21 protein-coding genes, 1 tRNA gene and 1 pseudogene are annotated in these 21,564 nt (G+C 62.8%); 16 read left to right on the top strand and 7 right to left on the bottom strand.

Annotated elements, in window-relative coordinates:
* Positions 1-6 precede the first annotated feature (6 nt).
* The 8 genes and pseudogenes from phrB to AC3WK8_RS02220 form a co-directional block, all read left to right on the top strand.
* On the top strand, positions 7-1,452 hold the full coding sequence (gene phrB, locus AC3WK8_RS02255; protein WP_103324067.1) for a deoxyribodipyrimidine photo-lyase: 1,446 nt from the start codon (positions 7-9) through the stop codon (positions 1,450-1,452).
* A complete protein-coding gene (locus AC3WK8_RS02250; RefSeq protein ID WP_103324068.1) occupies positions 1,445-1,870 on the top strand; it encodes a nuclear transport factor 2 family protein in 426 nt (141 codons plus the stop codon). Before phrB ends, AC3WK8_RS02250 begins: the two co-directional genes overlap by 8 nt.
* Positions 1,867-2,637 (top strand): SDR family NAD(P)-dependent oxidoreductase, encoded by a 771-nt coding sequence (locus AC3WK8_RS02245; protein WP_085594760.1) that lies wholly within the window; start codon positions 1,867-1,869, stop codon positions 2,635-2,637. The genes AC3WK8_RS02250 and AC3WK8_RS02245 overlap by 4 nt, the downstream gene beginning before the upstream one ends.
* Entirely contained in the window at positions 2,634-3,881 is a 1,248-nt protein-coding gene (locus AC3WK8_RS02240) for an NAD(P)/FAD-dependent oxidoreductase (RefSeq protein WP_103324069.1), read from the top strand. The genes AC3WK8_RS02245 and AC3WK8_RS02240 overlap by 4 nt, the downstream gene beginning before the upstream one ends.
* On the top strand, positions 3,878-4,693 hold the full coding sequence (locus tag AC3WK8_RS02235; protein WP_103324070.1) for a DUF1365 domain-containing protein: 816 nt from the start codon (positions 3,878-3,880) through the stop codon (positions 4,691-4,693). The genes AC3WK8_RS02240 and AC3WK8_RS02235 overlap by 4 nt, the downstream gene beginning before the upstream one ends.
* Positions 4,680-5,951, top strand: coding sequence for an SAM-dependent methyltransferase (locus AC3WK8_RS02230; RefSeq protein ID WP_085594754.1), 1,272 nt, complete (start codon positions 4,680-4,682; stop codon positions 5,949-5,951). Before AC3WK8_RS02235 ends, AC3WK8_RS02230 begins: the two co-directional genes overlap by 14 nt.
* Entirely contained in the window at positions 5,944-6,459 is a 516-nt protein-coding gene (locus AC3WK8_RS02225) for a DUF2878 domain-containing protein (RefSeq protein WP_085594752.1), read from the top strand. Before AC3WK8_RS02230 ends, AC3WK8_RS02225 begins: the two co-directional genes overlap by 8 nt.
* 54 nt (positions 6,460-6,513) lie before the next feature.
* Positions 6,514-6,816 (top strand): annotated as a pseudogene (locus tag AC3WK8_RS02220) (YkgJ family cysteine cluster protein); the annotation flags it as partial.
* 9 nt (positions 6,817-6,825) lie between these two features.
* On the opposite strand, the gene AC3WK8_RS02215 reads toward AC3WK8_RS02220, so the two are convergent.
* From AC3WK8_RS02215 to hemA, 6 genes are all read right to left on the bottom strand, one after another.
* Positions 6,826-7,344 carry an acyloxyacyl hydrolase gene (locus AC3WK8_RS02215; RefSeq protein ID WP_085594750.1) on the bottom strand — a complete coding sequence of 173 codons (519 nt, stop codon included), beginning with the start codon at positions 7,342-7,344 and terminating at the stop codon, positions 6,826-6,828.
* Positions 7,345-7,460: 116 nt separating this feature from the next.
* Positions 7,461-8,252, bottom strand: coding sequence for a glutamate racemase (murI, locus tag AC3WK8_RS02210; protein ID WP_085594747.1), 792 nt, complete (start codon positions 8,250-8,252; stop codon positions 7,461-7,463).
* The gene (locus AC3WK8_RS02205) at positions 8,245-9,000 is read right to left on the bottom strand and encodes a molybdopterin-synthase adenylyltransferase MoeB (protein WP_103324071.1); all 756 of its coding nucleotides are present in this window, start codon (positions 8,998-9,000) and stop codon (positions 8,245-8,247) included. Before AC3WK8_RS02205 ends, murI begins: the two co-directional genes overlap by 8 nt.
* Complete coding sequence (gene prmC / locus AC3WK8_RS02200) at positions 8,994-9,824, bottom strand: peptide chain release factor N(5)-glutamine methyltransferase (RefSeq protein ID WP_103324072.1); 831 nt, start codon at positions 9,822-9,824, stop codon at positions 8,994-8,996. The genes AC3WK8_RS02205 and prmC overlap by 7 nt, the downstream gene beginning before the upstream one ends.
* A complete protein-coding gene (prfA, locus tag AC3WK8_RS02195; RefSeq protein WP_022640893.1) occupies positions 9,825-10,907 on the bottom strand; it encodes a peptide chain release factor 1 in 1,083 nt (360 codons plus the stop codon).
* Entirely contained in the window at positions 10,904-12,181 is a 1,278-nt protein-coding gene (gene hemA, locus AC3WK8_RS02190) for a glutamyl-tRNA reductase (RefSeq protein ID WP_031320508.1), read from the bottom strand. Before hemA ends, prfA begins: the two co-directional genes overlap by 4 nt.
* 183 nt (positions 12,182-12,364) lie before the next feature.
* Here hemA and AC3WK8_RS02185 point away from each other — a divergent pair, with 183 nt between their 5' ends.
* The 8 genes from AC3WK8_RS02185 to ychF all read left to right on the top strand — a co-directional run bounded on the left by AC3WK8_RS02185 (position 12,365) and on the right by ychF (position 19,281).
* Positions 12,365-14,089, top strand: coding sequence for a tetratricopeptide repeat protein (locus AC3WK8_RS02185; RefSeq protein ID WP_103324073.1), 1,725 nt, complete (start codon positions 12,365-12,367; stop codon positions 14,087-14,089).
* A 4-nt stretch (positions 14,090-14,093) separates the two neighbouring features.
* Positions 14,094-14,711: a lipoprotein insertase outer membrane protein LolB gene (gene lolB, locus AC3WK8_RS02180; RefSeq protein ID WP_085594739.1), complete on the top strand. Its 618-nt coding sequence runs from the start codon at positions 14,094-14,096 to the stop codon at positions 14,709-14,711.
* Position 14,712: 1 nt separating this feature from the next.
* Positions 14,713-15,564 carry a 4-(cytidine 5'-diphospho)-2-C-methyl-D-erythritol kinase gene (gene ispE, locus AC3WK8_RS02175; protein WP_085594737.1) on the top strand — a complete coding sequence of 284 codons (852 nt, stop codon included), beginning with the start codon at positions 14,713-14,715 and terminating at the stop codon, positions 15,562-15,564.
* 36 nt (positions 15,565-15,600) lie between these two features.
* A tRNA-Gln gene (locus AC3WK8_RS02170) sits at positions 15,601-15,675 on the top strand.
* 48 nt (positions 15,676-15,723) lie between these two features.
* Positions 15,724-16,665 carry a ribose-phosphate pyrophosphokinase gene (locus AC3WK8_RS02165; protein WP_003171603.1) on the top strand — a complete coding sequence of 314 codons (942 nt, stop codon included), beginning with the start codon at positions 15,724-15,726 and terminating at the stop codon, positions 16,663-16,665.
* Between the two features lie 139 nt (positions 16,666-16,804).
* A complete protein-coding gene (locus AC3WK8_RS02160) occupies positions 16,805-17,404 on the top strand; it encodes a 50S ribosomal protein L25/general stress protein Ctc (RefSeq protein ID WP_085594735.1) in 600 nt (199 codons plus the stop codon).
* A 169-nt stretch (positions 17,405-17,573) separates the two neighbouring features.
* Positions 17,574-18,158: an aminoacyl-tRNA hydrolase gene (gene pth / locus AC3WK8_RS02155; protein WP_103324074.1), complete on the top strand. Its 585-nt coding sequence runs from the start codon at positions 17,574-17,576 to the stop codon at positions 18,156-18,158.
* A gap of 22 nt (positions 18,159-18,180) precedes the next feature.
* Positions 18,181-19,281, top strand: a complete 1,101-nt coding sequence (gene ychF, locus AC3WK8_RS02150) for a redox-regulated ATPase YchF (protein ID WP_022640901.1) — start codon at positions 18,181-18,183, stop codon at positions 19,279-19,281.
* A 172-nt stretch (positions 19,282-19,453) separates the two neighbouring features.
* Here ychF and AC3WK8_RS02145 read toward each other — a convergent pair whose 3' ends face one another.
* Positions 19,454-21,508 (bottom strand): TonB-dependent receptor domain-containing protein, encoded by a 2,055-nt coding sequence (locus AC3WK8_RS02145; protein WP_103324075.1) that lies wholly within the window; start codon positions 21,506-21,508, stop codon positions 19,454-19,456.
* Positions 21,509-21,564 lie beyond the last annotated feature (56 nt).

Genomic DNA, 21,564 nt, shown 5'->3' with positions numbered 1-21,564 from the left:
ACCGACATGCAATTGATCTGGCTGCGCAGCGATCTGCGCCTACACGACAACACCGCCCTGAGCGCCGCCGCCCAGCGAGGCCCGACCGTGGCGGTGTACCTTTTGAGCCCGGAGCAGTGGCAGGCCCATGATGATGCGCCCTGCAAGATCGATTTCTGGCTGCGCAACCTGCAATCGCTGAGTACCGCCCTGGGCCAGCTGAACATCCCGCTGCTGGTTCGCAGCGCCGCCACCTGGGACCAGGCGCCCCAGGTCCTGCTGGAGCTGTGCCGGCAACTGCAGATACGCACGCTGCACTTCAACCAGGAATACGGCATCCACGAAAGCCGTCGCGATGCAGCAGTGGCCCGGGTTCTGGAGAAGGCCGGTATCAGCGTCCAAGGCCACTTCGATCAACTGCTGTTCAAGCCCGGTAGCGTGCTGACCAAGAGCGGCGGCTACTTCCAGGTCTTCAGCCAGTTCCGCAAGGTCTGCTACAGCCGCCTGCACACCGCGCTGCCCGTGCTGGTGAGCGCGCCCGGGGCGCAGATGCCGCTGTCGATCAGTGCCGATCCGCTGCCAGGCCAGATCGAGGGCTTCCCCACCCCGAAGCCCGCCTTGCGCGAACTGTGGCCCGCCGGCGAAGACGAAGCGCAAGCGCGCCTGGAGCGGTTCGCCGATGAGCAGATCCACTACTACCAGGGTGAACGCGACTTTCCGGCCAAGCCCGGCACCAGCCAGCTGTCGCCCTACCTCGCCGCCGGCGTGATCTCGCCCCGCCAATGCCTGCACGCCGCCTTGCGCAGCAACCGGGGCGAGTTCGAAAGCGGCAACCCCGGGGCCGTCACCTGGATCAACGAGCTGCTGTGGCGCGACTTCTACAAGCACATCCTGGCGGGCTACCCACGGGTATCCCGGCACCGCGCCTTCCGACCGGAAACCGAAGCCGTGAAATGGCGCGACGCTCCCGAGGAACTGGCGGCCTGGCAAGAAGCCCGCACCGGCCTGCCGATCATCGATGCCGCCATGCGCCAGTTGCTGGAGACCGGCTGGATGCACAACCGCCTGCGCATGGTGGTGGCGATGTTCCTGACCAAGAACCTGTTGATCGATTGGCGCGAAGGCGAGCGGTTCTTCATGCGTCACCTGATCGACGGCGACCTGGCGGCCAACAATGGTGGCTGGCAGTGGAGCGCCTCCACCGGCACCGATGCGGCGCCCTACTTCCGCATCTTCAATCCGGTGAGCCAATCGCAGAAATTCGACAGCGAGGGGCGCTTCATCAAGCACTGGCTGCCACAACTGGCCGGGCTGAACAAAAAAGATATCCACAACCCGGCGACCCTGGGCGGGCTGTTCGGCGTCGCCGACTACCCGGCGCCGATGGTGGATCTGTCACGGTCCCGGGAACGGGCCCTGGCGGCGTTCAAGGCACTGCCCTCGCGGCTGGATGCGGGAGCCGGCGATGAGTGACTTCCTCCACCACTTCGCCCGGGAATTCGCCACCCTGGGCGCCCATAACCTCGATCGCCTGGGCCAGCTCTACAGCGATGACATCCAGTTCACCGACCCTCTGCACGAGGTTCATGGACTGGCCAGTTTGCGCGACTACTTCGCCCAGCTGTACGCCAACGTCCGCGAACTGCGCTTCGACTTCCACGGCAGCGACCAGTGCGCCGAAGGCCAGGGCTACCTGCGCTGGACCATGAGCTATCGCCACCCGCGCCTCAACGGCGGCGACCTGATCCAGGTGGCCGGCTGTTCGCACCTGCAATGGCACGACGCTTTGGTCTATCGCCACCGCGACTATTTCGACGCGGGTGCCCTGCTCTACGAACACCTGCCACTGATCGGGGCAGTGATCGCCTGGTTGAAAAGGAGGCTTGGATGAACGCGGCCATGCCCAGGCGGATCTGGCTCACCGGCGCCAGCAGCGGCATCGGCGCAGCACTGGCCGAAGAGCTGCTCGAGGCTGGTGCCCAGGTGGCGCTCAGTGCCCGCTCGCGCGAGCCGCTGGAGGCCCTGGCCCAGCGCTACCCGGGCCGGGTGCTGGTGGTGCCGGGCGACCTTGGCGACGCCTTGCAGGTGCGCGAGATCGGCAAGCGCATCGCCCAGGCCTGGGGCGCTCTGGACAGCGTGATCCTCAATGCCGGGACCTGCGAGTACATCGAGGTGCAGCAATTCGACTCAGCGCTGATCGAACGGGTACTGAGTACCAACCTGCTGGCCGCCGGCTACTGCATCGAAGCCGCATTGCCATTGTTGCGCGCCGGCAATCGCCCGCACCTGGTGGGTGTGGCCAGCTCCGTGACCTACCTGGCGCTGCCCCGGGCCGGTGCCTACGGCGCCTCCAAGGCAGCGCTGCGCTATCTGCTGCAATCGCTGCGCATCGACCTGGCTGCCGAAGGCATCGATGTGACCCTGGTCAGCCCGGGCTTTGTCGACACGCCGCTGACCGCACGCAACGACTTCGCCATGCCCATGCGCTGGAGCGCCCGGAAGGCCGCTCGGCATATCCACCAGCGCCTGCCCCGCCGGGATCTGGAAATCGCGTTCCCCACCCCGTTCATCTTCGGCCTCAAGCTGCTTTCCTGGCTGCCCGGCCGCCTGCAACTGGCCATCGCCAAGCGCCTGGCCCGCACGGGGAATGCCCCATGAAAATCGCCATCATCGGCAGCGGCATCGCCGGCCTGACCTGCGCCTACCTCCTGAACCGTCGCCATGACATCCAGGTCTACGAAGCCGGCAGCTGGATCGGCGGGCACACCCATACCGTGCAGGTCAGTCTCAATGGCGAAACCCAGGCCGTGGACACCGGCTTCATCGTCTTCAACGACTGGACCTATCCCCATTTCATCCGCCTGCTGGGACAGATCGGCGTCAAGTTCAAAGCTACCCAGATGAGCTTCTCAGTGTGCGATCCGGCCACGGGCCTGGAGTACAACGGCAACAACCTCAACAGCCTGTTCGCCCAGCGACGCAATCTGCTGTCGCCGGGCTTCTGGGGCATGCTGCGAGACATCCTGCGCTTCAACCAACACTCGCAGCTCGACCTGCAAAACCAGCGGATCACGGCCTCGACCACCCTCGGTGACTACCTGAAGAGCCAGGGCTACGGCGAGCGCTTCATCCAGCACTACATCGTGCCCATGGGCTCGGCGATCTGGTCGATGTCGCGGGGGCAGATGCTCGGTTTCCCCCTGCAGTTCTTTGTCCGCTTCTTCAAGAACCACGGCTTGCTGTCGGTGAACAACCGCCCCCAGTGGTACGTGATCGAAGGCGGCTCAAGCCGCTACATCGAACCACTGACGGCACCGTTTCGCGAGCGCATCCGCCTGGACTGCCCGGTGCAGCGGGTCGAGCGCGACGAACTCGGCGTGGTCATCCACAGCGCCGCCGGCAGCGAGCGCTTCGACAAGGTGGTGTTCGCCTGCCACAGCGACCAGGCCCTGCGGCTGCTGGCCAGCCCTAGCCACGCCGAACAGGAGATTCTGCAAGCCCTGCCCTACGCCGACAACGATGTGGTGCTGCACACAGATACCCGACTGCTACCGCGCCGTCGCCTGGCCTGGGCCAGCTGGAACTACCGCCTCGATGCCAGCGCCGGGAAAGCCGCTGCCGTGACCTACGACATGAACATTCTCCAGGGCCTGCAAAGCAGCACCACCTTCTGCGTCAGCCTCAACCAGAGTGCGGCCATCGATCCGTCGAAGGTCCTCGCCCGCTACACCTACGCCCATCCGCAATACAGCCTGGGGGCGGTGGCCGCGCAAGCGCGCTGGAGCGAACTGCAAGGCGCCCGGCACAGCTTCTACTGCGGCGCCTACTGGGCTAACGGTTTCCATGAGGACGGCGTGGTCAGTGCCCTGCGGGTGGCCCAGGCCTTCGGAGAACAACTGTGAACAGCGCCCTGTACAGCGGCTGGATCAGCCACCGGCGCTTCGCCCCTAAGTGCCACGCCTTCCGCTACCGGATCGGCTTGCTGTACCTGGACCTGGAGGAACAGGACGCGGTGCTGGGCCTCTCGCCCCTGGCTGGCCGGAGCCGCTTCGCGCCCTTCGCCTTTCGTCAAGGCGACTACCTGCCGGCCTTCACCGGCCAGGGCATGGACCTGATCGACGCCGTACGCCAGCAGGTGGCCGAGGCCATCGGCCATGCTCCGGCTGGCGCGGTGCGACTGCTGACCCAGGTGCGCAGCTGGGGCCTGGCCTTCAACCCGGTGAGCTTCTTCTACTGCTACGAGGCCGATGGGCAACTGGCGGCGATTCTCTGCGAGGTCACCAACACCCCCTGGCGCGAGCGCTATCACTATGTGCTGCCGGCCAGCCCGCACAACGCACAGTCCCCGGAGTACCAGCATTTCGCCGTGGCCAAGGCCTTTCACGTGTCGCCATTCCTGCCCCGGGATCTGGAGTACCGCATGAGCTTCAGCCCTCCGGCCGAGCGTCTCGGCGTGCACATGGCCGACTGGCAGGGTGAGCTCAAGTTGTTCGACGCCACCCTCAACCTGCAACGCCAGGCCCTGGATCGCCGCAGCCTGCACCAGTATCTGCGGCGCTTTCCGTGGATGACCGCCAAGACTTGCCTGGCGATCTACTGGCAGGCCTTGCTCCTGGCTGCCAAGGGCCTGCGCTTTTTTCCTCATCAGGCCGCCGTTGGCGCCTTTCGCACAGCCGCCGTACCACCCAAGGATCGCCGCCATGAAATCCTCTAGCGTCTCGGCCAAAACCACTCTGATCAGCACTCACGGCCTCACTGCCAACCTGTTGCGCCGCGGCGTGCTGCGGCAACTGGCGCAACTCCGGCACGGCCAACTGGTGATCCACGAAGACGGCGAACGACAGGTATTCGGCAGCAGCGGCGCCGCCCTGCTGGGAGAAATCCACGTCCATGACAGCAGCGTCTGGGGCTTGGTGGCCAGCAGCGGCTCCATCGGCGCCGGCGAAGCCTTCATCCATGGGTACTGGAGCACCCCGGATCTCACAGCGGTCATCCGCGTGTTCGTCAGCAACCTGGAAGTGCTGGACGCCATGGAAGGCGGCCTGGCCAGGTTCGGCCGGCCGCTGGTTCGCGGCCTGCACTGGCTCAACCGCAACACCCGCAAGGGCGCGCAGAAAAACATCGCTGCCCACTACGACCTGGGCAATGAACTGTTCGAGCAGTTCCTGGACCCCACCATGATGTATTCCGCCGCGCAGTTTCGCAGCGCCGAGGACAGCCTGGAGCAGGCCCAGTTGAACAAGCTGCAGCGCATCTGCCAGAAGCTCGCGCTCACCCCCCAAGACCACCTGCTGGAAATCGGCACCGGCTGGGGCAGCATGGCCCTGTATGCCGCGCAGCACTATGGCTGCCGGGTCACCACCACCACCCTGTCCAGGGAACAGTTCGCCTACACCCGGCAGCGGATCGACGCCGCCGGCTTGCAGGACCGGGTGACCCTGCTGCTGGAGGATTACCGCGACCTGCGTGGCCAGTACGACAAGCTGGTGTCGATCGAGATGATCGAAGCCGTGGGCCACCGCTTCCTGCCCACTTACTTCAAGCAATGCGCGGGCTTGCTCAAGAGCAACGGCCTGATGCTGCTGCAAGCCATCACCATTCGCGACCAACGCTACGAGCGGGCGAAGAACAGCGTGGACTTCATCCAGCGCTACATCTTCCCCGGCGGTGCCCTGCCCTGCGTGCAGAAAATGCTCGAGGTGGTCAGTCGCGACACCGACATGAACCTGCTGCACATGGAAGACTTCGGCCTGCACTACGCCCGAACCTTGCGCCTGTGGCACGAGAACTTCCGCCGCGCCCACGGCCGCCTGGGCGAGCTGGGCTACGACCCCTATTTCCTGCGGCTCTGGGAGTTCTACCTGTGCTACTGCGAAGGCGGTTTTCTGGAACGCACCATCGGCACCGCGCAACTGCTGCTGGCCAAACCCGCCGCGGCGCCACAACCACTGCTGGGGCGCCTCGATGCCTAGGCAACTGCTCAATGCCCTGCTGTTCCAGTTGGGTTGGTTCACCTGCGTGCTCAGTGGCGACAGCCTGTGGCTATTGCTTGGAGTCGTGATCGTACTGGCGCACTTTCGCTGGGTCGGCCGCTGGAACGACGAAGGTCCGATGATGCTCGGCATTGCCCTGATCGGCATCACCCTGGACAGCTTCCTGAATTGGCTCGGGGTGTTTCAGTTCCAGCAAGTCAGTCTATTGATTCCCTTCTGGCTGATGCTGCTCTGGGTCCTTCTGGCCAGCACCTTGCGCCACGGCCTGGCCTGGAGTGCACGCCCCTGGTGGCGGGCCTGCCTGCTGGGAGCGCTGGCAGGCCCGCTGTCCTACTACGCCGGGGGCCGACTGGCCGGCGTGAGCTTTCCCTACGGAACAGGGCCAACCCTGGTCGGGCTGGGAGTGCTCTGGGCCCTGCTGTTGCCGCTGCTGCACGTGTTGGCGCAAGCGGCCCTGGAGGCTCCGCCACTGGCCGCTGAAGGCTGAGCGTCTGTCTGGGCTTTCACACAGTCCGGCCCCGTGGCCTTACACTACACGCCTATGACCACCATTCCCGTTACCCCCATCGCCGAACCCGCCATCAGTTGCTCCACCTGCGCCGCCTGCTGCTGCCAGCTGGAAGTGATGCTGATCACCGATACCGGGGTGCCCGAACGCTTCATCGATATCGACGACTGGGGTGGGGAGGTGATGCGGCGCCTGGATGATGGCTGGTGCGCGGCGCTGGATCGCGACAGCATGCGTTGCTCTATCTATGAGCTGCGCCCCTTGATCTGCCGCGAATTCGAATTGGGCGAGGCGGATTGCCTGAACGAACGCCGGGGCATCGCCACGGCGTATCGCTGGGACGGCTCAGAGCGGCATCGTGTAGTGCAGGGCGTAGCTTTCTACCCCATCGTTGGGGCTGCTGATACCGGCGTTGGAGTAGTGCGTGGCACGGATGCCGATCTCATGCCCGCCGTTGAAGCGCAGGCCGAAGCCGATGCGGTCTTCGAACTGGAAGGATGAACCCAGCTTGTTGTCTTCCACCTGGGTGTGGGCGAACGCCGCGACGCCGATTCCGGCCTCTACGTAGGGCTTGACGCTGTTTCCTGCGAACTCGTAGACGAATACTGGGGAGAACGACAGGCTGTGGTTGCTCGACTTCTTGTCACCGTCCCAGTAGGTGTAGGCACCGCTCCAATAACCGGTCAGGCGACCGACATCGCTTTGCAACCAGCTCTTGTCCCAATCGAATTGCATACCAAGCCGGTAGGCTTGCGTCGAGTCCCCGGTCTGCCCCACGGAAAACTCCATCCCGGCGGCATGCGCGGAGAGACTTGGCCCCAACAACGCGGCCGCAAGCGCGGCCAGACATAACAGTCGCTTCATCAGGAACATCCTTTTATTGAACTATTTTGAACGTTTTTGTACCGCCTGGTAGATAGGCTATAGAAGTCTGCGCCTAATCAGAAGTTCAGCGCCGACAGCGGAATTTAACGTTTTTTTCACAAATCGAAAGACTGCACACTACCGGATTCTTGCCACAGGATGGGCAGTACCTTGGCAAAATGCGGCACATCGCCGCTGGTCCAGAAGCGGGTTTCCCGCACGGGGCCATGGGCGCGCAGGTCGCCCTCGTCGAGCAGGCGCTGCAGTTGGCGGGCAACCGCCGCACCGGTGTCCACCAGGCTGATGTGCTCTGGCAGCATCCGTGACAGCACGGGTTTGAGAAACGGATAGTGGGTGCAACCCAGGATGATGGTGTCGCAGCCCGCCGCCAGCAGCGGTTCGACATACCCCTGCAGCAATTGGCACAAGGCCGCGCTATGCAGGTCGCCGTTCTCGATCATCTCCACCAGGCCCGGACAAGGCTGGGTGACGACCTTCACATCGCCGGCAAAACGGTCGAGCAAGGCGGCGAACTTGGCGCTCTGCAGGGTACCGGTGGTAGCCAGGACCCCGACCACGCCGCTGCGGGTAGCCGCCGCGGCAGGCTTGACCGCCGGCTCCATGCCGACGATGGGCCAATCCGGGAAGTCGCGCCGCAGGTCGGCCACGCCGGCCACGGTGGCGGTATTGCAGGCCAATACCAGGGCCTTGGCCCCTTGCTCGCGAAAGAAGCGGGCCATCAGGCCGCAGCGCTGGCGGATGAATTCAGGAGTCTTTTCGCCGTAGGGAATGTAGCCGCAGTCGCCGAGATACAGCAGCGACTCATTGGGCAGCAACTGCTGGATCTCCGCCAGGACCGACAAACCGCCGACCCCGGAATCGAAGACCGCCACCGGCGCTTCACTCATGCCGGCCTCCACAGACCTTGCAGCCTGGGTCGCGCTTGACCCGCAGCTCGCGAAAACGCGTACCCAGGGCATCGATCAGCAACAATCTGCCCACCAGCGGCTCGCCGAAACCGGCCAGCAGCTTCAAGGCTTCCAGCGCCTGCAGACTGCCGACGGTTCCCACCAGCGGCCCCAGGACCCCGGCTTCGCTGCAGGTCAGTTCAGCCTCGCTGCCGTGCCCGTACAGGCAGTGATAGCAAGGACTGTGCGCAAGGCGCGGATCGAATACCGACAACTGTCCTTCCAGGCGAATCGCCGCACCACTGACCAGGGGCCTGCCGACGGCGACACAGGCGGCGTTCACCGCTTCGCGGGTGGAAAAATTATCACTGCAATCCAGCACCAGGTCCACGCCTGCCACGGCGGCGACCAGGGAGTCCTCGTCCAGCGCCACCGGATGGGGTACCAGGCGGATCTGCGGGTTGAGGGCAGACAGCCGGCCAATGGCCGAGTCCACCTTGCTCGAACCGACGCTATTGCTGTCATGAATGATCTGGCGCTGCAGGTTGGTCAGGTCGACGCTGTCGAAGTCGGCCAGGTGCAGCTCGCCGACCCCGGCCGCTGCCAGGTAGAGCGCCGCAGGAGCGCCAAGGCCGCCGAGGCCGACAATCAGCACGCGGCTCTGCTTGAGGCGCAATTGACCGTCGATGTCGACCTGCTGCAACAGGATCTGCCGGCTATAGCGCAACAGCTCCTCGTCGGTCAGCACGGCAAGCACCCCAGGCTGATGCGCTCATGGCCACCGAGATCGACCCGGCTATGGACTTCGATGAAACCCTGTGCGGCTAGCAACTCGCGTACCGCCGGGGCCTGGTCGTAGCCGTGCTCCAGCATCAACCAGCCACCGGCTTCCAGGTGCAGCGGAGCCTGGGCCACGATCAGGCGCAGGTCATCGAGACCATCCTTGCCGGCCACCAGGGCGCTTTCCGGTTCGAAACGCACGTCGCCGGCCGCCAGGTGCGGATCGGCTTCGGCAATGTAGGGCGGGTTGCTGACGATCAAGCCGAAGCGCTGGCCCTGGATCGAATCGAACCAGTGGCTGCTGAGCACCGTGACATTGGCCAGTTGCAGGCGCTGGCGGTTGCGTTCGGCCAGGGCCACGGCTTCCAGCACGCGGTCCAGCGCTGTGACCTGCCAGGCCGGGCGTTCGCTGGCCAGGGCCAGGGCAATGGCGCCACTGCCGGTGCCCAGGTCCAGAACCCGGGCCGGGCCGGCAGGCAACAGTTGCAAGGCGGTCTCCACCAGCAGTTCGGTGTCGGGGCGCGGGATCAGGGTATGGGGAGCCACTTCCAGGTCGAGCTTCCAGAACCCCTGCTGGCCGAGGATGTAGGCCACCGGCTCGCCGGAGCGACGCCGTTGCAGGTATTCACTGAACACCAGGACCGCTTCGCTGGGCACGATGCGCTCCGGCCAGGTATGCAGAAAGCTGCGGGGCTTGCCCAGGGCCGCGGCCAGGAGCAGCTCGGCGTCCAGGCGCGGGGTTGGCGAATCGGGTAGTTGGGCGGCGCGCAACAGGCTGGCGATGATGGTCATTCAATCACCCAATGCGGCAAGTTGGTCGGCCTGGTACTCGGCCAGCAGCGGCTCGATCACCGCTTCCACGCCACCGGCGATGATTTCGTCCAGGGAATACAAGGTCAGGTTGACCCGGTGGTCAGTGACACGCCCCTGGGGAAAGTTGTAGGTGCGGATACGTTCGGAGCGGTCGCCCGAACCCACCAGCAGCTTGCGCTCGCTGGCGATGGCGCTGGCCGCCGCACTGGCCTGCTGGTCATTGAGCTTGGCCGACAACCAGGACAGGGCCCGCGCACGGTTCTTGTGCTGGGAACGTTCTTCCTGGCACTCCACCACGATGCCGGTGGGCAAGTGGGTGATGCGGATGGCCGAGTCGGTCTTGTTCACGTGCTGGCCGCCGGCGCCGGAAGAACGATAGGTATCGATGCGCAAGTCCGCCGGGTTGATCTCGATGGCTTCCTGTTCATCCGGTTCGGGCAGTACCGCCACGGTGCAGGCCGAGGTATGGATGCGCCCCTGGGATTCGGTGGCCGGCACTCGCTGTACGCGGTGCGCCCCGGACTCGAACTTCAGCTTGCCGTAGACGTTCTCGCCCTCGACCCGGGCGATGATTTCCTTGTAGCCGCCATGCTCGCCCTCGTTCTCGGAGAGAATCTCCAGGCGCCAGCCACGCCGTTCGGCATAACGCGAATACATGCGAAACAGATCGCCGGAGAAGATCGCCGCCTCGTCACCACCGGTACCGGCACGGATTTCCAGGAACACGTTGCGTCCATCGTTGGGATCCTTGGGCAACAGCATGCGCTGCAGGTTGCTTTCCAGCTCGACCAGTTGTTCCTTGGCCTCGCGGACTTCTTCCACGGCCATCTCCCGCAGGTCCGGATCGCTGTCCTTGAGCAGCGCCTGGGCGCCCTCCAGGTCGGCCTGGACCTTGAGCACCTGTTTGTAGGAGGCGACGATCGGCTCGACTTCCGCGTACTCCTTGGAATAGGCACGGAACTTGGCCTGGTCGGAAATGACCTCGGCATCGCCAAGCAAGGCGGTCAGTTCCTCGAAACGGTCCTGGAGAATGTCCAGCTTACTGAGCAGTGACGCTTTCATTGCGGGGTTTTATCCGAAGAGCCCTCACCGAGGGCAAAGAGTTCTTGGGCCATGGCCAGCGCATCGAGGCGGCCTTCGGCGGAAAGCTTTTTCAACTGCACGCTCGGTGCGTGCAGCAGTTTGTTGGTCAGGCCACGGGCCAGCTGGGCCAGCACGTCTTCGGCACTGCTACCGTTGGTCAGCATGCGCAGGGCCTTCTGCAGCTCTTCGTCACGCAGGCGCTCGCTCTGTTGACGATAGGCCTTAAGCACGTCCACTGCCGCCAACTCGCGCAAGCGCACCATGAAATCCTCGGCGCCGATGTTCACCAGTTCCTCGGCCGCCTGTGCCGCGCCCTGGCGACTCTTGAGGTTTTCTGCAACCACTTCGTGAAGATCGTCGACGGTATAGAGGTAAACGTCGTCCAACTCGCCGACTTCCGGCTCGATATCCCGGGGAACGGCGATATCCACCATGAAGATCGGCTTGTGCTTGCGCAGTTTCAGGGCACTCTCCACCGCACCCTTACCCAGGATCGGCAGCTGGCTCGCAGTGGAACTGATGACGATATCGCTGTGCACCAGCTCCTGGGGGATGTCCGAGAGCAGCACCGCATGGGCGCCGAACTGTTCCGCCAGCTGGCTGGCGCGCTCCAGGGTGCGGTTGGCCACCACGATGCGCTTGACGCCCAGTTCGTGCAGGTGCCGAGCGACCAGGGTGATGGTCTCGCCCGCGCCGATCAACAGCGCCTGGCTGCGCTGCAGGTCGCTGAAGATCTGCTTGGCCAGGCTCACCGCGGCAAAAGCCACGGATACGGGGTTTTCACCGATGGCGGTATCGGTGCGGACCTGCTTGGCGGCATTGAAGGTCGCCTGGAACAGCCGCCCCAGCAAGGGGCCGACGGTGCCGGCCTCCCGGGCCACGGCATAGGCGGACTTCATCTGCCCGAGGATCTGCGGCTCGCCCAGCACCAGCGAGTCCAGGCCGGAAGCCACGCGCATCATGTGACGAACTGCCGCATCGTCTTCATGTACATAGGCACTGGCGCGCAGGTCGTCCAGGCTCAGATGGTGGTATTCGGCCAGCCAGCGCAGCACCACATCGGCCGAAAGATGATCCTGTTCTACATAGAGCTCACTGCGGTTGCAGGTGGAGAGGATCGCAGCTTCGCGGCTGTCGGTGAGTCGGCAGAGCTGCTGCAAGGCCTCAACCAACTGCTCAGGGGTAAAGGCCACGCGCTCGCGGACGTCTACAGAAGCAGTCTTGTGGTTAATACCAAGTGCAAGGAAGGCCATTCAAGGTCGCTGATGATGTCGAGAAGCCGGCAATTGTCCTACTTCGACAGATTCAGAACAACTCCCGCCGACTATTGTCCTAATAGACTGCCTCTGTTCTGGCATCCCGTTGAGTCTCGGTTATGTTTGGCCGAAGGCTTGTGTCATGATGATCCGACCGCAGGTTAGTCGCCCTCTTCCTATATGAATAGATCCTCCGCGTTGCTCCTCGCCCTTGTCTTCCTCAGCGGATGCCAATCCCTGGCCCCTGTTTCATCGGACGCTACGTCGTCGGTGGAAGACAGCACCCCGGCCCCTGAAAAGCCCAAGGTCTACTCCTCGTTCAGCGAAGACACCGTCTTCAGCCTGCTGAGCGCCGAGCTGGCGGGCCAGCGCAATCGCTTCGACATTGCCCTGGACAACTACGTGACCCAGGCCATCAACACCCAGGACCCGGGCATCTCCGAGCGGGCCTTTCGCATCGCCGAGTACCTGGGCGCCGACCAAGCGGCCCTGGATACATCGCTGATCTGGGCGAAAAACGCCCCCGACGACCTCGAGGCGCAGCGTGCGGCCGCCATCCAGCTGGCCCGCACCGGGCGCTATGACGATTCCATGCTTTATATGGAGAAGGTCCTGCAGGGCAAGGGCGATACCCATTTCGACTTCCTGGCCCTGTCCGCCGCCGATACCGATCAGGAAACCCGTGACGGCCTGATGAAAGGTTTCGACCGCTTACTGCAAAAGCACCCACACAACAGCCAGCTGATTTTCGGCAAGGCCCTGCTGATGCAGCAGGATGGCGACGCCAAGGAGGCCCTGGCTCTGCTGGAGGAAAATCCGCCGGAGGACGGCGAAGTGGCGCCGCTGCTGTTGCGCGCCCGCCTGCTGCAAAGCCTGAATCGCGGCAAGGAAGCCCTGCCGCTGCTGGAAAAAAGCATCCGCAAATACCCGGATGACAAGCGCCTGCGCCTGACCTACGCCCGCATGCTGGTGGAGCAGGACCGCATGGAAGATGCCAAGGCACAGTTCTCGAGCCTGGTCCAGCAGTACCCCGAGGACGACGAACTACGCTACTCCCTGGCGCTGGTGTGCCTGGAAGCCAAGGCCTGGGACGAGGCCAAGGGCTACCTCGAGGACCTGATCGCCCGGGAAAGCCATGAAGATTCCGCGCACCTGAACCTGGGCCGGATCGCCGAAGAGCTCAACGACCCGCAAGGGGCGCTGGCCGAGTATGCCCTGGTCGGCCCGGGCAACGACTACCTGCCGGCCCAACTGCGCCAAGCCGACATCCTGATGAACAACGGCCGTACCGATGAAGCGCAAAAACGCTTGGTGGCGGCTCGCGACGCCCAACCCGACTACGCCATCCAGCTGTATCTGATCGAGGTCGAGACCCTGTCGGCGAACAACCAGGGGCCGCGCGCCTGGAGCGTCATCCAGCAGGCGCTGAAGCAGTATCCCGACGACGTGAACCTGCTCTACACCCGCGCCATGCAGGCCGAGAAACGCAATGACCTGGGGCAGCTGGAAAAGGACCTGCGCCTGATCATACAGCGCGAACCGGACAACGCCATGGCACTGAACGCCCTGGGCTATACCTTGTCCGATCGTACGACTCGTTATACCGAGGCCAAGGCCCTGATCGAACAGGCCCACCAGCTGACGCCGGACGATCCGGCGGTGCTCGACAGCCTGGGCTGGGTGAACTACCGCCTGGGCAACCTGGACGAGGCCGAACGCCTTCTGCGCCAAGCCCTGGAGCGCTTCCCCGACCCGGAAGTCGCCGCGCACCTGGGTGAAGTCCTGTGGCATAACGACAAGCAGCGCGAAGCCCGGCAGATCTGGAGCAAATTCCTCAAGGACCAGCCGGACAACCCCGTGCTGCGCCAGACCATCAAACGCCTGACCGGATCAGAGACTCTTTAAGACCATGCTCGTGCGCCACTTCATCGTTTTCAGCTTCATTGCCCTGCTGGCCGGCTGCGCCGGTTTCGGCGCCCGCGAATCCGTCCAGGGCCAGGGCAACCCGGCGCAATGGCGCCAGCACAAGGACCAGTTGAGTGCTCTCGATGGCTGGCAGATCAACGGCAAGATCGGCATCCGTGCCCCCAAGGACTCCGGCAGCGGCACGCTGTTCTGGCTGCAACGCCAGGATTACTACGACATCCGCCTGTCCGGCCCGCTGGGCCGCGGCGCCGCACGCCTGACCGGTCGCCCGGGCCAGGTCAGCCTCGAAGTGGCCAACCAGGGCCGCTACGAAGCCAGCAGCCCGGAGTCGCTGCTGGAAGAACAACTGGGCTGGAAACTGCCGGTGTCTCACCTGGGCTGGTGGGTTCGGGGCCTGCCCGCCCCGGGTAGCAAGAGCCGCCTGACCCTGGATGGCGACAGCCACCTGGCGAGCCTGGAACAGGACGGCTGGCAAGTGGAGTACAGCAGCTACTCGCAGCAGAACGGCTACTGGCTACCCGAGCGGATCAAGCTGCATGGCAGCGACCTTGACGTCACCCTGGTGATCAAGGAATGGCAACCACGCAAGCTGGGGCAATGACATGAGCGTGCAAAAGCTGACCCTGCCCTCCCCGGCCAAGCTCAACCTGATGCTGCATATCCTGGGACGTCGTGCAGACGGTTATCACGAATTGGAGACGCTGTTCCAATTCCTCGACTACGGCGACGAAATCACTTTCGCCGTACGTGATGACGGGGTGATCCGCCTGAATACCGAGTTCGAAGGCGTCCCCCACGACAGCAACCTGATCGTCAAGGCCGCGAAGAAACTCCAGGAACAATCCGGCTGCACCCTGGGTGTCGACATCTGGATCGACAAGATCCTGCCCATGGGCGGCGGCATCGGTGGCGGCAGCTCCAATGCCGCCACCACTCTGCTGGGCCTGAACCATCTCTGGCAGCTGGACTGGGATGAAGACCGCCTGGCGGCACTGGGTTTGACCCTGGGCGCCGACGTACCGGTCTTCGTCCGTGGGCATGCGGCATTCGCCGAGGGCGTCGGGGAAAAACTCAGCCCCGAATACCCCGAGGAGCCGTGGTACCTCGTGCTGGTACCGCAAGTCTCTGTAAGTACAGCAGAAATTTTTTCCGATCCGCTGTTGACACGTGACAGCGCGCCCATTAAAGTGCGCCCCGTTCCCAAGGGAAACAGCAGAAATGACTGCCTTCCGGTAGTCGCAAGGCGTTATCCAGAAGTACGTAACGCATTGAATTTGCTAGGTAAATTTACCGAAGCAAAACTGACTGGAACTGGAAGTTGTGTGTTTGGGGGCTTCCCAAGCAAAGCTGAAGCTGATAAAGTCTCGGCCCTTCTTACAGAGACCCTTTCAGGGTTTGTAGCAAAAGGAAGCAACGTTTCGATGTTGCATCGCAAGCTGCAAACACTGCTCTAACGGAAACGAGTGCCAGGCACTCGAAGCAACAGATACAGGGGCGTCGCCAAGCGGTAAGGCAGCAGGTTTTGATCCTGCCATGCGTTGGTTCGAATCCAGCCGCCCCTGCCATTTTCCTTATACTCATCCAGGTATACCCTCAGCCTTCAGGTACTGCGCGTGTCCAAGATGATGGTCTTTACGGGGAACGCCAACCCCGATCTGGCTCGGCGTGTCGTACGTCAGCTGCATATCCCTCTCGGTGACATTTCTGTTGGAAAATTTTCCGACGGCGAAATTACTGCCGAGATCAATGAAAATGTCCGCGGTAAAGACGTCTTCATTATTCAGCCGACCTGCGCTCCGACCAACGATAACCTGATGGAACTCGTCGTGATGGCTGATGCCTTCCGTCGTTCCTCGGCTACTCGTATCACTGCTGTTATTCCTTATTTTGGTTATGCCCGTCAGGATCGCCGTCCGCGTTCCGCACGTGTGGCTATCAGCGCGAAAGTCGTGGCTGACATGCTCACCGTAGTCGGCATCGACCGTGTTCTCACGGTTGACCTGCACGCTGACCAGATCCAGGGTTTCTTCGATATCCCGGTAGATAACATCTACGGCTCCCCAGTCCTGGTGGACGATATCGAAGACCAGCGTTTCGAAAACCTGATGATCGTCTCCCCGGACATCGGCGGCGTCGTGCGTGCACGTGCCGTAGCCAAGTCCCTGGGCGTTGATCTCGGGATCATCGACAAGCGTCGTGAGAAAGCCAATCACTCCGAAGTGATGCATATCATCGGCGACGTCGAAGGACGCACCTGCATTCTGGTTGACGACATGGTCGATACCGCCGGCACCCTGTGCCACGCGGCCAAGGCCCTGAAAGAGCATGGCGCCGCCAAGGTCTTCGCCTACTGCACACACCCTGTGCTGTCGGGCCGGGCCATCGAGAACATCGAAAATTCCGTGCTGGACGAGCTGGTGGTGACCAACACCATCCCGCTGTCCGCAGCAGCACAAGCCTGTGCACGTATCCGCCAACTGGATATCGCACCGGTAGTTGCCGAAGCGGTTCGCCGTATCAGCAACGAAGAATCGATCAGCGCGATGTTCCGCTAAGGGCTAGTCCCTGGCAAAACATCTCGATGACGAAAAGCGCCCCGTCCCAACCTAGGTTGGGACGGGGCTTTTTTGCCCGTATCGCCCTTGGCGCTGGTCGCAAACGCCAAGGCGAACGAGGTTATTTTGGAGATACAAAATGAACGATTTTACCCTGAATGCTGAAGTGCGTTCCGACCTGGGGAAAGGTGCGAGCCGCCGCCTGCGTCGTCTCGCCAGCCTGGTTCCAGCTGTTGTTTACGGTGGCGACAAAGCCCCTGAATCCATCAGCATGCTGGCCAAGGAAATTGCCAAGCTGCTGGAAAACGAAGCTGCCTACAGCCACATCATCGAACTGAACGTCGGTGGCACCAAGCAGAACGTCGTGATCAAGGCCCTGCAACGTCACCCAGCCAAAGGCCACGTGCTGCACGCTGACTTCGTTCGCGTAGTTGCCGGCCAGAAACTGACCGCCATCGTTCCAGTCCACTTCATCAACGAATCTGCACCTGTGAAGAAAGGCGGCGAGATCTCCCACGTAGTGTCGGAAATCGAAGTTTCCTGCCTGCCGAAAGATCTGCCTGAGTTCATCGAAGTCGACCTGGCTGACGCTGAAATCGGCACCATCGTTCACCTGTCCAACATCAAGGCCCCTAAAGGCGTTGAGTTCGTGGCCCTGGCACACGGCAACGACCTGGCAGTAGCCAACGTCCACGCTCCACGTGTTGCTCCAGAAGCTGCTGAAGGCGCTGCAGAGTAATTTCACTCTGACGCCGGAGTAGCGGAAACATCGCGGACAGTGACGTAGCGAGAAAGCGGGCGAGAACGCGAAGTTTACGCATCATGGTAAATGAGCTGTCGTCGTCCACTTTCGCCGCTGCCAAGCTGCGCGGCGATGTTATCCACAACTCCAGAGAAGGGCCCCTATCGTGACTGCCATAAAACTGATCGTCGGCCTGGGTAATCCAGGCCCTGAATACGAACAGACCCGGCATAACGCAGGGGCCCTTTTTGTTGAGCGCATCGCCGACAAACAAGGTGTGAACCTTGTGGCCGATCGCAAATATTTCGGCCTGACCGGGCGCTTCAGTCACCAGGGTCAGGACATTCGTCTGCTGATTCCCACCACCTACATGAACCGCAGCGGCCAGGCCGTGGCGGCGCTTGCGGGTTTCTTCCGCATCAAGCCCGAAGAAATCCTGGTGGCCCATGACGAACTAGACTTGCCTCCCGGCGTCGCCAAGCTCAAGACCGGCGGCGGACACGGCGGGCACAACGGACTGCGGGACATCATCGCGCAGCTCGGCAACCAGAATACCTTTCACCGCCTGCGGCTCGGCATCGGCCACCCGGGCGTCGCCAGCATGGTTTCGAACTTTGTCCTGGGTCGTGCGCCACGCGCCGAACAGGAAAAACTCGATGCCAGCATCGATTTTGCCCTCGGCGTGCTGCCGGATATCTTCGCCGGTGAATGGAACCGCGCGATGAAAAACCTGCACAGCCAGAAGGCCTGACTCTTACCCGAGGGGAAACACCATGGGATTCAATTGCGGCATCGTCGGCCTGCCCAACGTCGGCAAGTCCACCCTGTTCAACGCCCTGACCAAGTCCGGCATCGCGGCGGAGAACTTCCCCTTCTGCACCATCGAGCCCAACAGCGGCATCGTGCCGATGCCCGACGCGCGCCTGGATGCCCTGGCCGAGATCGTCAAGCCGAACCGCGTCCTGCCGACCACCATGGAATTCGTCGACATCGCCGGCCTGGTGGCAGGTGCATCCAAGGGTGAAGGCCTGGGCAACAAGTTCCTCGCCAACATCCGCGAGACCGATGCCATCGCCCACGTAGTGCGCTGCTTCGAAGACGAGAACGTGATTCACGTCTCCAACAGCGTCGACCCGAAGCGCGACATCGAGATCATCGATCTGGAACTGATCTTCGCTGACCTCGACAGCTGCGAGAAACAACTGCAGAAGGTCGCGCGCAATGCCAAGGGCGGCGACAAGGACGCCCTCGCCCAGAAGGCCATTCTCGAGCAGCTGATCCCGCACTTCACCGAAGGCAAGCCGGCACGCAGCTTGATGAAGAACATGAGCGCCGAAGAAAAGGCCGTGATCCGTGGCTTCCACCTACTGACCAGCAAGCCGGTGATGTACATCGCCAACGTGGCCGAGGATGGCTTCGAGAACAACCCGCACCTGGACGTGGTCAAGGCCATCGCCGAAGAAGAAGGCGCGGTCGTGGTACCGGTATGCAACAAGATCGAAGCCGAGATCGCCGAGCTGGAAGAAGGTGAAGAAAAGGACATGTTCCTCGAGGCCCTGGGCCTGGAAGAGCCTGGCCTGAATCGCGTGATCCGCGCAGGCTACGAACTGCTCAACCTGCAGACCTACTTCACTGCCGGCGTGCAGGAAGTTCGGGCCTGGACCGTTCGCGTCGGCGCCACCGCACCGCAAGCTGCGGGCGTGATCCACACCGACTTCGAAAAAGGCTTCATCCGCGCCGAAGTGGTGGCCTATGACGACTTCATCCAGTTCAAGGGTGAAGCCGGTGCCAAGGAAGCCGGCAAGTGGCGCCTGGAAGGCAAGGAGTACATCGTCAAGGATGGCGACGTGATGCACTTCCGCTTCAACGTCTGATCCCCACCGGACGACAGCGACCCCCGTACATCCCCAGGATGCACGGGGGTTTGTTTTTTATGCCCTCTGTTTTGCCAGCCTCTCGCCCGCCCTGGCGCAATGCCAAGTCTAGACATACTCCTAGCAACAGGGCCGCCCCACTGCCAGGCAAAGGGATGACCCTGTTGTAACCTCAGAAGTAGGTGGTCGCCCCCGCGAAGAACGCCCTGCCAGGCACATAGAAGTTGGTCGAGCCGTCCCGCAGGTCCTTGTCCAGCAGGTTCTGTACCCCGCCATTCAAGGTCAGCCACTTGGTCAGGGCCAGGTTGGCCGTCAAGTCGTAGGTGGTATAGGACTGTACGAAGTCATTGCGTATCCCTCGCTGCTTGCCCACATGCTGCGCCGACAGTTCGGTACTCAAGCGATCGTTGACCTGCCAGTCCAGCGCACTGAACAGCGAGAGCTTGGGCGCACTGATCAGGTCCTCGCCGGTGGATAAGTTGCGGCTTTCCAGCATGTAGGTGGCGTTGGTGCGCCAGTTCACCGAGTCGCCCAGCGGGATCCGGGTGGTGCCTTCCCAGCCGCGGGTCCGGGCCTTGTCGATATTTTCCAGCATGGTCCACCAACGCCCCTGGAACTGACCCAGCGGACCATATTCGATCTTGTCGGTGAAGTCGGTATGGAAGTAGGTCAGGCCCAGCTCCCAGTCGTCATGGTTGAAGGACACGCCGATCTCTTTGTTGGTGCTGGTTTCGGGCGTCAGGTCCGGGTTACCGGCCATCCAGCAACTACCCTCCTTGTATCCCAGGGGCTTGAGCGAGCCGCAGCCACGGCCACCGGACTCGGTCGCCGCGCCGGCGCTGCCCTCCTTCAGGCTCGGCGCACGAAAGCCCTTGGACACCCCGCCGCGCACCGTCCAGTCCGCATGCGGGTGGTAGACCACATAGGCCCGCGGGCTGTTGTGGTTGCCATATTTGTCGCTGTGGTCGAAGCGGTTGCCCAGGGTCAGGGACAGGTTGTCCAGGAGGAATAGCTCATCCTCGATGAAGGCCGCCGAATAATCGCCCTTCAGGGTCGAGCCACTGACTGGCGCGCCCTTGTAGTCCACCGGCACCGTGCCCAGGGTGTCGGTGTTGGTCAGCTCTTCACGCTTCCATTGCCCACCGACGGTCAGGCGCTGGTCCACCAGCAACTCGAACGGCATGTTCAGGCTGCCCTCGACGATCTTCTCTTCGGAACTGGCCTTGCCCCAGTCGATATCGTTGCGGTACTTGTTCAGGTAGGCATCGAGTTTCGAGGTACCGAAGCTCCACTCCCCGACATGGGACAGGATGTAGCTGTCGCGGGTCAGGCGGCTGGGGCCAAAGGCTCCGCCAATGGTTTCATCCCAATCACCGAAGGTCTTCTTCGAGGACCAGGCGCGCTCTACGCCATGCACAGCCTCGAAGGACAGGCTCTGCTCATCATTGATCTGCCAGTCCAGCAAGGCATTCAGGCTCTGGTCCTTGGAGCCTCCAGCCCCGTCGCCATACATGAACTCGCCCTTCGAATCGAGACGGGCCTCGACCTCGTCCGCCGCGCGCCGGGTCACGTTGGCCCCTAGGCGCAGACCCAGGGATTCGGTCAGCGGACCGGACAGGTTGGCACTGTACTGGGTGGTCTGGCCGCGGTCGGAATCCTTGGGCACGGTGATATTGGTGCTGGCCGAACCGCTCCAGGTCCGCGACACCTTGCGGGTGATGATATTGATCACCCCTCCCATGGCATCCGAGCCATAAAGCGAGGACATCGGCCCACGGACGATCTCGATGCGCTCGATCATGTTCGGCGAGATCCAGTTCAGGTCCTGGCGCGCCAGGTCACGGCGGTAGCTGATATCCCCGGAGCTACCGACCCGCTTGCCGTCCACCAGGATCAGCGTGTACTTGTCGTCCAGCCCCCGCAGCTTGATCTTCGACTGCTCGCCCACCGGGCCGAAACCGCCCGTCACGCCCGGCACCCGGCGCAGCAAGGTGTTGAGGTCATAGACCGGCTGACGTTCGATTTCCTCACGGGTGATGACGCTGACGCTGGCCGGCGCATCCTTGAGATCAGTGGCACCACCACTGGCCGTGACGAAGGCGGTATCCAATTCCAGCGATGTCGGCTTGGAGTCGTCACCGGTCTCGGCGGCCTGTGCCAGCGGCCCAAGCAAGCCGACACCGGCACTCAATAGGAGGGAGTTGAACAGGCAGGAGCTGAGTTTCATTACACGCAATCCTTGTCGAACCAATGCACCTTAACGGTGCGCTAAGGGATGGGGAC

It is taken from the genome of Pseudomonas sp. FW507-12TSA (assembly GCF_058781435.1).
The sequence above is the reverse complement of the archived record's forward strand: the minus strand, read 5'-3'. Positions and strand labels throughout refer to the sequence as shown.

What these genes read in the sequence shown, in the direction of transcription:
- phrB (WP_103324067.1), top strand. Translation starts at nt 7, where the DNA reads ATGCAATTGATCTGGCTGCGCAGCGATCTGCGCCTACACGACAACACC.
- AC3WK8_RS02250 (WP_103324068.1), top strand. Translation starts at nt 1,445, where the DNA reads ATGAGTGACTTCCTCCACCACTTCGCCCGGGAATTCGCCACCCTGGGC.
- AC3WK8_RS02245 (WP_085594760.1), top strand. Translation starts at nt 1,867, where the DNA reads ATGAACGCGGCCATGCCCAGGCGGATCTGGCTCACCGGCGCCAGCAGC.
- AC3WK8_RS02240 (WP_103324069.1), top strand. Translation starts at nt 2,634, where the DNA reads ATGAAAATCGCCATCATCGGCAGCGGCATCGCCGGCCTGACCTGCGCC.
- AC3WK8_RS02230 (WP_085594754.1), top strand. Translation starts at nt 4,680, where the DNA reads ATGAAATCCTCTAGCGTCTCGGCCAAAACCACTCTGATCAGCACTCAC.
- AC3WK8_RS02225 (WP_085594752.1), top strand. Translation starts at nt 5,944, where the DNA reads ATGCCTAGGCAACTGCTCAATGCCCTGCTGTTCCAGTTGGGTTGGTTC.
- AC3WK8_RS02215 (WP_085594750.1), bottom strand. Translation starts at nt 7,344, where the DNA reads ATGAAGCGACTGTTATGTCTGGCCGCGCTTGCGGCCGCGTTGTTGGGG.
- murI (WP_085594747.1), bottom strand. Translation starts at nt 8,252, where the DNA reads ATGAGTGAAGCGCCGGTGGCGGTCTTCGATTCCGGGGTCGGCGGTTTG.
- prmC (WP_103324072.1), bottom strand. Translation starts at nt 9,824, where the DNA reads ATGACCATCATCGCCAGCCTGTTGCGCGCCGCCCAACTACCCGATTCG.
- prfA (WP_022640893.1), bottom strand. Translation starts at nt 10,907, where the DNA reads ATGAAAGCGTCACTGCTCAGTAAGCTGGACATTCTCCAGGACCGTTTC.
- hemA (WP_031320508.1), bottom strand. Translation starts at nt 12,181, where the DNA reads ATGGCCTTCCTTGCACTTGGTATTAACCACAAGACTGCTTCTGTAGAC.
- AC3WK8_RS02185 (WP_103324073.1), top strand. Translation starts at nt 12,365, where the DNA reads ATGAATAGATCCTCCGCGTTGCTCCTCGCCCTTGTCTTCCTCAGCGGA.
- lolB (WP_085594739.1), top strand. Translation starts at nt 14,094, where the DNA reads ATGCTCGTGCGCCACTTCATCGTTTTCAGCTTCATTGCCCTGCTGGCC.
- ispE (WP_085594737.1), top strand. Translation starts at nt 14,713, where the DNA reads ATGAGCGTGCAAAAGCTGACCCTGCCCTCCCCGGCCAAGCTCAACCTG.
- AC3WK8_RS02160 (WP_085594735.1), top strand. Translation starts at nt 16,805, where the DNA reads ATGAACGATTTTACCCTGAATGCTGAAGTGCGTTCCGACCTGGGGAAA.
- ychF (WP_022640901.1), top strand. Translation starts at nt 18,181, where the DNA reads ATGGGATTCAATTGCGGCATCGTCGGCCTGCCCAACGTCGGCAAGTCC.
- AC3WK8_RS02145 (WP_103324075.1), bottom strand. Translation starts at nt 21,508, where the DNA reads ATGAAACTCAGCTCCTGCCTGTTCAACTCCCTCCTATTGAGTGCCGGT.